Raw genomic sequence first — 13,209 nt, forward strand, 5'->3', positions numbered from 1 at the left:
TATGGCACTTACAGGGCAGGGGCACTCTACTGAAACGCTCAGCAGTGACCCAAATAATAAATCGCGGTTGAGTGGGAAAACGGATGTTAAAAGTCCAAATCCCTTTGTTAGCCGTAGTTCGTTGCCTTTTTCTGCGCCACCTTTTGATCTGATTAAAGAAAGTGACTATGAGCCGGCGATCGATCTTGGTATCGCTGAGCGTTTGGCAGAAGTGGATGCCATCGCCAATAATCCGACGCCGCCAACCTTTGAGAATACTTTTGTGACGCTGGAGAAGTCGGGCGCGATCCTGACTCGAGTCATAAATGTTTTTGGCGCAATGACGTCTGCCCATTCCAGCGATACGTTGCGGCAAATAGATGAAACCACATCGCCAAAACTGGCGGCGTTAAACGACGCCATCATGCTGAATAGTAAACTTTTTAAGCGGGTCAAGACCGTTTATCACCAACGGGATACTCTCGGCCTTGATGATGAGTCACTTCGCTTGGTGAACGTGATCTATCACAACTTCGTGCTGGCTGGAGCCAATCTTTCTGATGCAGATAAAATCCAGCTTAAAGCGCTTAATCAAGAAGCGGCCAGCTTGAGCACTCAGTTTACTCATAGATTATTGGCGGCGACTAAAGAGGGTGCGCTAGCCATCAATGAGAAAGCGGCGTTGGCCGGATTATCCAAAGCCGAGTTGGCCGCAGCGGCGCAGGCAGCTCATGATCGACAGTTGGGTCAGCAATGGCTGTTGGTGTTACAAAATACCACCCAGCAACCAGCATTACAGAATCTGAGCGATCGAGACACACGGAAAGCACTATTTGATGCCTCGTGGAACCGGACAGAGAAAGGCGATGTTCATGACACGCGGAACATCATTTCTCGCCAGGCAAAAATTCGCGCCGAACAGGCTCAGCTATTGGGATTCCCGAACTATGCTGCTTGGAAGCTACAAAACCAGATGGCAAAAACGCCAGATGCGGCACTGAGCTTTATGCGAAATATTGTTCCGGCTGCGACGGCGCGAGCAGAGCGTGAAGCGAAAGATATTCAGGCTGTTATCGATCGACAAAAAGGTGGATTTAAACTCGGGCCAGAGGACTGGCAGTTCTACGCTGAACAGGTGCGTAAGGACAAATACGCATTAGATGAATCGCAGATTAAACCCTATTTTGAATTAAATAATGTGTTGAATAATGGGGTGTTTTACGCAGCTAACCAGCTGTTTGGTATCCGCTTTAAAGAAAGAAAGGATTTGCCAGTTTATCATCCAGATGTGCGAGTGTATGACGTGATTGATAACGATGGTCAACCGCTGGCATTATTCTATACCGACTACTTTAAGCGTGATAATAAAGGTGGCGGAGCCTGGATGAGTAATTTTGTCGATCAATCTAAGTTATTAGGCAGTAAACCTGTGATTTATAACGTGGCTAATTTTAGCAAACCAGCCACCGGTCAACCTGCATTGTTAACCTATGATGAAGTTATCACGTTATTCCATGAATTTGGTCATGCCCTGCATGGCTTTTTCGCCAATCAGCAATATCCAAGCCTATCTGGAACCGCTACGGCACGTGATTTTGTTGAGTTTCCGTCGCAGCTAAATGAATACTGGGCCAGCGATACCCAAGTGTTTTCCCATTATGCGAAACATTACCAAACCGGCGAACCTATGCCACCGGCATTGGTGGATAAAATCCAAAAAGCCGATAAGTTCAACAAAGGCTATAGCATGACGGAGTTGCTGTCAGCCGCCTTGTTGGATATGCACTGGCATACGCTAAGTGCTAGCCAGCCGCCACAGGATGTTGATTTATTTGAGAGGGAATCGCTACGGCGTGACAACATCGATCTGAGCTATGCGCCACCACGTTATCGTTCCAGCTATTTCCAGCATATTTGGGGCAACGGTTATGCCGCCGGTTACTATGCTTATCTTTGGACAGAAATGCTGGCTGATGATGCCTTTGAGGGGCTGAAGGAAAATGGTGGATTAACTCGTGAAAATGGCCAGCGTTTACGTGACAAGATATTGTCACGCGGTAATAGCCAGGATCTGGAAAAACTGTATATCGACTGGCGGGGCAAGGCACCCGAGATTGAACCTATGTTGATAAACCGTGGTTTAAAAGAGACTAACCCATAACCCATATGACAGAGGGGCATGAATGTGTGCCCCATTATATTTTATGGATAATTAATCGCCATATTTGAGAAGTGATCCACAGGGATGAAGGGGAAAACTCCCATTGGTTTATTCTGTTTATTGGGGGAATAATGGCATTAAATTGTGGTATAGAAACATAGATTGTTATTTCGTCATGCGGCTTCTCATAAAATTGGTTTTCCTGCAATAATAAACATATTGCAATGGGTGATTTTATTGGTGTATACCACTATAAATTTAAGATAACATCACACTATCACCTTCATTTAAATCACATTGTGGTTAATAATATTTAAATCCCGCCATGAAATAAAGTTCAAAAATAAACATCTGATAAGAACCCTATACAATTATTACTGTAGTGTGGTTTTAATGTTTAAAGAAATGAAGATAAGCGTTGATTTATCGCTATTTTGGCATTGACAGAAAAAGGGCGGCGATTACGCAGGAATAATATGAGCGTATTGGCCAGAAAGAATGGTACTAATATTGCGGATATTACCAATAATATTGTGGCGATTAATCAAAGTTCGGAGAAGATATCTAATATTATTGGTGTGATCGACTCTATCTCGTTTCAGAGCAATATACTGGCATTGAATGCAGCGGTAGAGGCGGCGAGAGCAGGGGAAGCGGGTAAAGGTTTTGCCGTCGTTGCGTCGGAGGTTCGTAATCTGGCACAACGCAGTGCTGTCTCAGCCAAAGAAATTAAAGAGCTGATTGAAGACTCGGTGCATAAAATCAAACAAGGCTCTGATATGGCGGCTCATTCCAGTGAGGATATGAAAATATTGCTTGATGAGGTTGATCAAGTTAAAGATTTTGTCGGCAGCATTGCGATGGCTTCTGATGAACAGAGTCGCGGTATTGAGCAGGTTAATATTGCCATTGCGCAATTAGAACAAATTGCGCAACAAAATGCAGCATTGGTTGAGGAAGCCTCTGCGGCAACTGATTCTCTGGCCGATCAGGCTGATACTCTGGATGAAGTGATGCAGATTTTTACTCTATCTAAAACGATGCAGTAAGCCGGCGCTGGTAGAATGGGTACGCTCTTGCGTCAGACGTATAGCTAGATATATTCTGCCAGCCATCTTATTGACAGCATCTGCGGTAATAGGCCAATCGATTTTTTGCTGTGGAAAGACCCTATGACTTTCCCTTCCACTAAACAGACTACGTCGCTGGGCGTGTCTGACGTGCGGGTTGTTTTGGGTTCATTGATTCACGTTATGTCATCAGACAATTTTTATACAAATCGATTTTTATTTATTAATTATGGCTTGATGGATTAGCCATAACACTGTCTTGCATTATAATCCGATTACTTTACTTATATAATGGAGAAATAAGTTATTTAAAATAAACTTGTCGATTGTTTCACAATTATCTTACATGATTTTCTGATGGTTGTTCTATTCATTTTTTTTAAATGTTAGTTTACTTGTAAGCCAACACCAATGACACTTTTCTTCAACTGCTGGATGGTTTATTTATTGGCTGTTATTAATCGATAATAAAAGAGTTGTTGCTCTATTTTAATCTCGTCAGAATATTCTAATAATAGCAGGTTAAAAATGAAAAAAATAAATCAGGATGTAATTTTTTCTAACCGTGATTCTGCTGAAAGTGATGGTGTCAAAACGTGGCCCATGAAAATTTTCAGTGGTATTTATGATAAAAATGTTAACGCAGTACCCTTAGTCCTTTTTCTCGCTATTGCTGCAATTGTCGTTATCTCCTCCTATTCTGGTCTATTACCTAAAAATATGATCGGCGGTCTGGCAGTTATTATGACGCTGGGCTTTGTTTTGTCACATATCGGGCGCAGTATTCCATTGTTAAAAGATATTGGTGGCCCGGCAATATTGTGTTTGATGGTGCCTTCAGTCTTGGTTTACTTCGGTGTATTTCAGACTAATACATTAGATACCGTTCATTTGCTGATGAAAGAAGCCAACCTGCTCTATTTTGTCATCGCCTGTTTGGTGGTTGGCAGTATTTTGGGTATGAATAGAGTAGTGTTGATTCAGGGGATGATGAGAATGTTTATTCCTCTGGTCGTGGGGACTGTTGCGGCGGTTGCTTCAGGCCTGTTGGTCGGGAAGCTTTTTGGTTATAGTTTCTACCATACTTTTTTCTTTATTATTGTCCCGATTATTGGTGGTGGCATCGGTGAGGGTATTCTACCGTTATCACTCGCCTATTCAGCCATTTTGGGTGAGTCCCCAGATATTTATGTGGCACAGTTAGCGCCAGCTGCGGTGGTCGGTAATATTTTTGCAATTATTTGCGCGGGGGTACTGGCTCGAATAGGCTCTCACCGCAAAGACATAAATGGCGACGGTATGCTGATCCGTAAAGCCGAAGACAATGCATTATTTACCTCGCAGGAAGGGCCACAACAAGCCGATTTTCAACTGATGGGTGGCGGTTTGCTGATGATTTGCGCCTTCTTTATTGTTGGCGGGTTATTTGAAAAGCTGGTGCATATTCCCGGTCCGGTATTAATGATCCTGATTGCTGTGCTGTGTAAATACTGCCAGGTCATTCCGGCCAAAATGGAGTTGGGGGCACACAGTTGCTATAAGTTTGTCTCTACCACGTTGGTTTGGCCGTTAATGATCGGTTTGGGTATGCTTTTTGTTCCGTTGGAAAGCGTTGTTGCCGTATTTTCTATCGGTTATGTCGTTGTATGTGGCGCTGTTGTATTATCTATGGCAACTATTAGCTTCTTTATCGCCCCTTACCTGAATATGTATCCAATAGAAGCCGCTATTGTGACCAGTTGCCATAGCGGCCTTGGTGGTACCGGTGATGTCGCTATTTTATCGGCATCTAATCGAATGTCTTTGATGCCATTTGCGCAAATAGCGACGCGGATTGGCGGAGCATCTACGGTTATCGGCGCGACGTTATTGTTGGGCTGGATTATTTAAAGCGTTTCTAACAGGCTCACCTTGCCGCAGATGTTTGGTGAGGGGGAGCTTGTTAGACCTTCATAATATTATCCGCAGTGCTGTTTATCCGAGTATTCTTATTCGCAGTATTGTTGTAATGCTCTGAGCTGGTCGGGAAGCAGACGGTAGAGATAAACTGGACGACCAGTAGCACCATAGAGTACATGAATACTGAGCACGGCAGTCTCAGAAAGAAAAATCAGATACTTACGACAAGATACCCTGGAGACGCCAATCGCCGTTGCCAGTTGTTCAGTTGAAAATTCACTACTTTGATTTGCCACAATCCATTCACAGACGGTGCGTAGCGTCTGACTGGTCAAACCTTTTGGCAATTTTTTGCGCTCACCATTATTACGACTATCGCGGCGTAACAGTTTATCAATATCCGCTTGGGCGTAGTTATCGCGCTTCTCCAGTAGGCGATGCTGGTGCCGATAGACCGAGAGTGCCTCTTCGAAACGAGAGAACTGGAAAGGTTTGATCAGGTAATCAACCACACCGTACTGCAAAGCCTTCTTAATGGTATTGACATCACTGGCGGAGGAAATAACGATGACATTGGTGTGTTCGCTAAATTCACGCAGCGTCGGTAGCAAGTCCAGTCCGTTGTCTTTCCGCATAAAAACATCGAGTAAAACCAAATGAATGGGTGTCACGGAATGCATCAATTGCTCGCGGGCTTCCTGTAATGAAGACACCACACCACAGCAGAAAAAGCCGTTAACCTGACTTAAATAACATTTATTCAGCTCAGCCACCATGGCGTCGTCGTCTACTATCAACACATTAATCATGATTTACCGCACTGGTTTTATAAGGAATTTTAATGAAAAATTGAGTGTGGATACCCGCCTCAGATTCAAACTCTAGTGTACCAGCCACAGCCTCAAGACTGCGTTGAACCAGCGTCAAACCAATTCCGCGCCCACTGCCTTTGGTTGAGAATCCTTCGTGTAAAATTTTGTCTTGCTGCTCAGTGGTAATACCTGGTCCGTTATCACTGACTTCACAATGTAATACCTCACCTGTGTGGTAAAAACTGATATTAATTTCTTTTTGCGGCATGTCCTGCATCGCATCCAGCGCATTTTCAATCAGATTTCCGAGCACAGTAATTAAGCTTATGGTTGTTTGTTCATCTTGAGTATCAGGTAATCGACTGTCTTCACTGATCAATAGGGTAATGCCAAGATCCCGTGCCCGATTAATTTTTGCTAATAAGAAACCCGCAATCACTGGCGACTTTATTTTAAACAGCAATGAACCTATCTCTTCCTGATGATTGTCGGCAGTTTTAAGGATATAGTCTTCCAACTGCGTATAATGTTTCATATGTAGCAGGCCGAGAATGACATGAAGTTTATTCATAAACTCGTGGGTTTGAGTCCGCAGGGCATCGGCATAATTGGCCATGCCGGTTAACCGTTGCATCAAATGGCTAATTTCAGTTTTATCGCGAAAGGTAGCAATGGCACCAATAATATCGCCATTCACTACCACCGGAACGGTATTTGCTAATAATATGCTACCGTTAAAATTAATTTCTTCGTCGCGCCGAGCTGTCCCTGTATCCAAAACCTGCTGTAGATTTAACCTGTTTGGCCAATATTTGCTGGTATTGTCCAATAATAAATTCGCCAGCGGACCATTCTGCTTAAATAATCGTTTAGCTTCATGATTGACCAGTGTGATGCGGCAGTGGGTATCGACAGCAATAACCCCTTCCTTAATAGATTGCAACATCGCATCCCGCTGTTCAAATAGATTGGTTATTTCATAGGGCTCAAAGCCAAACATGATTTTCTTTAAGGCTTTTACCAGAAACCAGGTGCCGAGAGTACCGACCAGAATCCCGAATATAATCGTCCAGGGAACGCTCCAGAGATTTTCATGAATCACCGACTGAATGTTGATCAGTGATACACCCACCGCCACTACACCAATCTGCTGGTGCTGTGCATTAAAAATCGGCGTAAAAACACGCAGGGCAGGAACTAATGTTCCACGATTAATTGCACTGTTTTCCTCACCGATTAAAGCTGGTTGTAGATCGTCTCCGACAAAATGCTGGCCGATCATCATTGGATTAGGGTGGGAATAGCGAATACCCTGCATATCGGTTACAACAATAAACAGTAATTCATTACTCTTACTGACACTGTCAGCGAACGCCTGAATTTGGTTTCTGTCGGACTGATGGTTTAACCCATTAATGACTATAGGAGACAATGCCAGGGTTCGAGCAACAGCAAAGGATTTCTCCTTTAGATTATCTTGTGCGACATGGCTGATTTGTATAAAAAATAGTGTATGTACCGCTAATAAAACCGAAATTATGACGATAGATACCATCAGAGTGACTGAGGTGCTGAGCCGTAGTGGCACTTTCTGTCTGTGTGTGGGTTTTACAACATCCATGCCATGCTCCAAGAATAGCCAATATGCAATTAGGTCTGCGACTGAAGGCTATTTTATTAATTAGCTCAATCTATTACATTAGTGTAATTAAGAACGATTTGCTGTGACTCAACATCTGATAATGTTATCTGAGGGCAGAGAGGAAGGGGGACAACTTATAGTTGGCTTGCCTCCGTAGGTAATCAAATCCACTCGTTAATAACAGCAACAAATTTTTTTCACTATATCATATGGGATGTGGTATTGGGGGTTATTTTACTTACTAAATAGGCCGAGGAGACTAAAAATCTGATTATTCCTTATCAGTTATTTGAGATGTTATTTATTGTGAAAAATAATGGATGGTTGGGTTCCGATAGTCATTTTTTCTTATTCTCATCTGGCTTTCTTAATTTGATTACTTCCCATTACCTTTGTTGAGATAATAATTTATTAAATAAATTAGGTGTGATAATTATTGGGTTGAAGTGTTATTGGAGTGGCGTGTGTGGCTTTCAATAAATAATAGATGGGTATCACATGGTTTTGTTTATGAAGAGTTTTTTATCTTATATGGCGGATTTTTCTCAGTGCGGTCAACAGAATAAAAGAAATCAATCCAGATCGAAAAAATGATAGCGTCACCTTTCCATACTTTGATCTTCTAATCGGTATCATATCAAGGGGAGTATCTATAGTCAGAAATAAAAGTCAGAAATAAATTTTTTTGTTGAGTAACGTCTAGCTGAAATCTGGCGAGAAAGAAAAGCTGACTAAAGTAGGCTGAGGTTAATGACAAAGTGCTCGCTGCGGTGAAAACCAGCAGATCGTCAAGACGCCGTGAATACGTCCTTGTCGGCTCGTTCCGCGCCATCCGTGGCGTGGATGCTTGACTCTTCTACCGGTCTTCCCCACCAGAGATCGCAGGATCGCGGTTTGTCAGCAGTCTGAGCCTACTAAAGTAGGCTTAATATCGATGTTATTCATTAAAATAGAATGACTGTCTGCCTGATGGTGTAATGGGATTTTATAGTAAAGCCCCGTAACTCAATGTTATCAGTGAGCCTATAAAATAAACCACATAATTTTTTTGGAGCAATAATGACATTTACGAAAGGACGCTTAGGGAAAATAAATTTAATTTTACTTATTGGTATATCTATTTGGCTTTATCCAACACCGGATGCCGTAGATCCTAAAGCGTGGGGATTAATGGCTATATTTGCAAGTACAGTCATTGGATTAATTATCTCTCCTTACCCTTTAGGAGCAATGGCAATATTCAGTTTGACTGTTTCTGTGGCAGCAGGGCTGGTTGGAATAAAAGAAATTCTGGCTGGATTTAGTGAGCCGATTATTTGGATGATTGCTTGTGCATTTTTTATTTCTCGAGGCTTTATTAAAACGGGGTTTGGCCGGAGAGTGGGGTATTTTTTTATCCGTAAATTTGGTCATAGCTCATTGGGATTGGCGTACGGATTGATACTGACAGACCTGATTTTTGCACCGGCAATGCCGTCTACGTCAGCCCGATGTGGCGGTATTGTTACGCCTATTTTTCGCTCCATTTCGGAAGCCTATGGTTCAACCCCAGAAAAGGGAACAGAACGGCAAATTGGTGCCTTTCTCATGCAGTGCGTATTTCAATGCAATGCCATCACTTGTGCCATGTTTTTAACCTCGATGGCTGGAAATCCCATGATAGCCAAATTAGCCAGCGAGATGGGAATGACAATAACCTGGGGAAGTTGGGCGCTGGCTGCTAGCGTTCCAGGGATTATTTCATTGGCTATTATCCCGTTATTGCTTTATCGCTTTTATCCGCCGGTATTAAAGAAGACGCCGGAAATGAGAGCGATTGCTGATAAAAAATTGAAAGAAATGGGTTCGATGAGCCGTCATGAGTGGGTTGTTCTCGGTGTGTTTATTTGTTTGATCGTGCTGTGGGTTTGCGGCGCAACGTTTAATATAGATGCTACTTTGACCGCCTTTATCGGACTCACCGCCTTACTCTTGACCGGAACGCTAACCTGGGATGACGTCGTTGCCGAAAAGGAAGCCTGGCATGCCATGATTTGGTTCTCAGTACTACTGACTATGGCGAGTCAATTAAATAAATTAGGCTTGATAAAGTGGTTGGGAGAGATAGCTGTCTCATGGGTGGATGGTATGAACTGGATTCCCATGTTGGGAATACTACTATTGGCCTACTACTATATTCATTATTTTATGGCGAGTGCGATAGCCCATATTAGTGCCATGTATGCCGTATTCGTTTCTATTGCTATTTCAGCTGGTGCGCCGCCGATGCTAAGTGTTCTGGTATTTGGTGTTTTCAGTAACCTGTATATGGCGACGACGCATTATTCTGGTGGGCCAGCACCCATATTGTTTGGGTGCAACTATGTACCATTGAGTACCTGGTGGAAAGTGGGTTTCTTGCTAAGTTTGGTGATCATTCCTGTCTGGCTGATTATTGGTGGCTTATGGTGGAAAATGATTGGTCACTGGTAGTGATGACTTCCACATTGGTTATGTTGGCCATGACACCAGCCAGACTTATAACCTGCCAGGTCAGTAGATAATCTAATCTAGCGTCAGTTATTGTCTGGTGAACTATCTGATAATCGGTTTCGGGGGGGCAGTTTCAATACATTCTGGCAAACCTTCTTGACTAAAACGGATTGCATCGAGATTGAGAGAGTATTCACAGGGCTGGCAGTATTGTAATTCAGACTTTGTTACGCAGCCACTTGCGCCGGATTTTGGGGGGCGATTTCTTAGGTGTTGATAAAGTTGATGGAACAGTCTTTTCATATGGGTACCTTATTTAGCGGAGTGCTAGGTTTATCTTGATGATAATGATTCTCAGTTGGTATTTTAGTGTAATAGCGTAACTCATTCCAATCCGTCTTAATTGGCGTTAAGAAGATTAAACAATGACACTATTATTTATATGGGTATTTATGGTAAGAAGAGTGAGCGATCAGATGTTTTGATCTTTGTGTCAGTCCAAAATAAGAATGGATAAAGATACCTAGCTGCTGTATTTCAACTCATATCGAAAACGGGTATGTTTTTTAATTATATTCTTATTTCATAATGTTCACTTTCTTTAAACTGATGTGCTGAATGAGTATTCTTGTAAAAAACAGTAATAACCTTACTAGGATTAATGCCAAATGCCAACTCTTCAATATGTTAATAATTTATATTGAATTGATATTTTGTATAATTATTCAACTGAAAGTGTATTTTAACTTTATGTTTTAATTTGTTTTTTTAATTAACATGTGAGATTGTAAAAATAATTTCAATTATTCTTGCATTCTATAGTTAGAAGCTATAATTACTTTCATGTGATTATTTAGTTAGTTATTCATTATCTGCTTTTCCATGTTCTGTAATACTGTCACACACGTTGTGGCAGCTGGATGCCTGTGTGTTTAATTTATTTCTTAATTATTTCATTGGCTACATTCGGTTAAATGGCAATTAAGCCAAACTATTGGGAACTTTATCTATGAAAGCAAGTAGTAATAAAGCTGATGTTCAGTTTGATTCTGCTATAGCACGTAGTGGCTATGACACGGTGATTGAGTTTTTGAACTATCATGCGCGTGGCGATGGTTTAATCATTCAAGGTAAGCCTTCTTACACACCTGAAGAGGCGGGGTTACAAATTACCCGCACCAACCAAACCTGGAATGGGAAAAATGTGTTTGACCAACCGGTCAAATTAACTTATTCATTCCTGGATCAGGTCAGCAGAATACCGAGTGGCGACAAGGGGTTTGTTAAGTTTAACCCTGCACAAATTGAAGTGGCCAAGTTGTCATTACAATCTTGGGCAGATGCGGCCAATATTGCTTTCACAGAAATTACCTCGAGCCAAAGTGCCAATATCACATTTGGTAACTATACGCTGTCATGGAACGGCAAACCTGCCGATTCACAGGCTTATGCGTACTTACCGGGCAGTGGCAGCCCATCGGGTTCAACTTGGTATAACTACAACGTCGATAATATTCGTAATCCTGATGTGATGGAATATGGTCGTCAGACGTTTACCCATGAGATTGGACATGCATTAGGATTGAGCCATCCGGGTAATTACAATGCCGGGCAGGGTGATCCGTCTTATAAAGATGTCACCTATGCGGAAGATACCCGTCAGTTCAGTATTATGAGCTATTGGAGTGAAAAAAATACCGGTGGGGATAACAAAGGGCATTATGCCTCAGCACCATTGCTAGATGATATTAGTGCCATCCAGCATTTGTACGGGGCCAATATGACTACGCGTACTGGCGACACCATTTACGGTTTTAACTCCAATACCGAACGCGATTATTACACGGCGATAAACAGCAGTAAGGCACTGATATTTTCTGTTTGGGATGCCGATGGTAATGATACATTCGACTTCTCTGGTTACAGTAATAACCAGCGTATTAATCTGTATGAGCAATCTTTCTCTGATGTCGGTGGCCTGAAAGGCAACGTTTCCATTGCCGCTGGCGTAACTATTGAAAATGCTATTGGTGGTTCCGGTAATGATGTATTAGTTGGTAACGATATTGCTAATGAATTACATGGTGCGGCGGGTAACGACGTTCTGTTTGGCTGCGGTGGTGCGGATAAACTTTGGGGCGGTAGCGGCAGTGATATTTTTGTCTATGGGGAAGCCATGGATTCTACACCTGCCAGTCCTGACTGGATAATGGATTTTGAAAGCGGTATCGATAAAATCGATTTATCCATATTTAACTCGGGCAATAAAGGTATTCACTTTGTCGATCACTTTACCGGTTCAGCGGGTGAAGCCTTACTCACCTACGATGCGCAAACCAATATCAGCGATTTGGTATTAAATGTTAACGGTGGTCAGGCATTCCCCGACTTCTTGGTTAAAATTGTCGGGCAACCGATGCAGGCAACAGATTTTATTGTTTGATGGTATTCGATTAAATACCGCCACTGGCTGATTAATTCGATCAGCCTTTGTTTATCACTCGCACTAGAGTATAAAACTCGACATTTTTATCATGCGGTAAGTGAAATAATACGAGAAAAAAGTGATGTTTATTTGTGGTAATGGGATAGCTTGGTTTATAACGGATAATCTGATTATTTCTCCGATTTATCTATAAATTGTGTCCATTCCTTTCTGATCGACCGTCACTGACTGTTTGATGACAGCAATGATCAGCCGTCGGTACCAGAGCCTATTTAGACGCCGTTAACACAGGAGTTTTTACGGTGAAGCAGTCATTCCTTCAATCCTATCGGCAATTATTCGGTGCCATATTGGTAGTATTAACCTTAATGAGTTCGGGAGAAATTATGGCCAGCAGCCTGGTATTACCCAAAGTTGGTGATTTAAGTGGTCAGTGGCAACTGCAACTTAATGTTTCCGGGGCAAAAATCTGTGATATAGAACTGAAAAATACGCCCATTACCCCCGATCTGATTTGGCATGCCAGCGGCGATACGGATTGTCTGTCTCAGTTATTGGGGAGTGCGCCACAAGGATGGCGACCGACACCGGATGGCATTATGTTGACGGATGAAACCGGTAGCGCAGTGGCGTTTTTTGAGCGGGCGCAAAATGGCTATGAGAATACATTGCCTGATGATGCGGGTGTCATTGTGCTACGTCGAGTACAGGAGTGATTTCTGACCGAC

At 42.4% G+C, this 13,209-nt stretch carries 8 protein-coding genes; 6 read left to right on the top strand and 2 right to left on the bottom strand.

Annotated features, from left to right (window positions below; translation table 11 throughout):
- Position 1 precedes the first annotated feature (1 nt).
- The 3 genes from dcp to DJ39_RS10060 all read left to right on the top strand — a co-directional run bounded on the left by dcp (position 2) and on the right by DJ39_RS10060 (position 5,100).
- Positions 2-2,140: a peptidyl-dipeptidase Dcp gene (gene dcp / locus DJ39_RS10050; protein WP_004719052.1), complete on the top strand. Its 2,139-nt coding sequence runs from the start codon at positions 2-4 to the stop codon at positions 2,138-2,140.
- Positions 2,141-2,616: 476 nt separating this feature from the next.
- Positions 2,617-3,189, top strand: a complete 573-nt coding sequence (locus DJ39_RS10055) for a methyl-accepting chemotaxis protein (protein ID WP_004719053.1) — start codon at positions 2,617-2,619, stop codon at positions 3,187-3,189.
- 624 nt (positions 3,190-3,813) lie between these two features.
- Complete coding sequence (locus DJ39_RS10060) at positions 3,814-5,100, top strand: 2-hydroxycarboxylate transporter family protein (protein ID WP_234055439.1); 1,287 nt, start codon at positions 3,814-3,816, stop codon at positions 5,098-5,100.
- A gap of 98 nt (positions 5,101-5,198) precedes the next feature.
- On the opposite strand, the gene dcuR is transcribed toward DJ39_RS10060, so the two are convergent.
- Both dcuR and DJ39_RS10070 read right to left on the bottom strand, forming a co-directional pair.
- On the bottom strand, positions 5,199-5,918 hold the full coding sequence (gene dcuR, locus DJ39_RS10065; protein ID WP_038242277.1) for a two-component system response regulator DcuR: 720 nt from the start codon (positions 5,916-5,918) through the stop codon (positions 5,199-5,201).
- A complete protein-coding gene (locus tag DJ39_RS10070) occupies positions 5,911-7,542 on the bottom strand; it encodes a sensor histidine kinase (RefSeq protein WP_038242279.1) in 1,632 nt (543 codons plus the stop codon). Before DJ39_RS10070 ends, dcuR begins: the two co-directional genes overlap by 8 nt.
- A gap of 1,080 nt (positions 7,543-8,622) precedes the next feature.
- Here DJ39_RS10070 and DJ39_RS10075 point away from each other — a divergent pair.
- The 3 genes from DJ39_RS10075 (at position 8,623) to DJ39_RS10085 (ending at position 13,197) form a co-directional block, all read left to right on the top strand.
- Positions 8,623-10,035, top strand: a complete 1,413-nt coding sequence (locus DJ39_RS10075) for an anion permease (protein WP_004720582.1) — start codon at positions 8,623-8,625, stop codon at positions 10,033-10,035.
- A gap of 1,009 nt (positions 10,036-11,044) precedes the next feature.
- Positions 11,045-12,478 (top strand): serralysin family metalloprotease, encoded by a 1,434-nt coding sequence (locus DJ39_RS10080; RefSeq protein ID WP_004720585.1) that lies wholly within the window; start codon positions 11,045-11,047, stop codon positions 12,476-12,478.
- 305 nt (positions 12,479-12,783) lie between these two features.
- Positions 12,784-13,197, top strand: a complete 414-nt coding sequence (locus DJ39_RS10085; RefSeq protein WP_004720586.1) for a protease inhibitor Inh/omp19 family protein — start codon at positions 12,784-12,786, stop codon at positions 13,195-13,197.
- Positions 13,198-13,209 lie beyond the last annotated feature (12 nt).

The organism is Yersinia ruckeri ATCC 29473, assembly GCF_000754815.1.
GTDB classification, from domain to species: domain Bacteria; phylum Pseudomonadota; class Gammaproteobacteria; order Enterobacterales; family Enterobacteriaceae; genus Yersinia; species Yersinia ruckeri.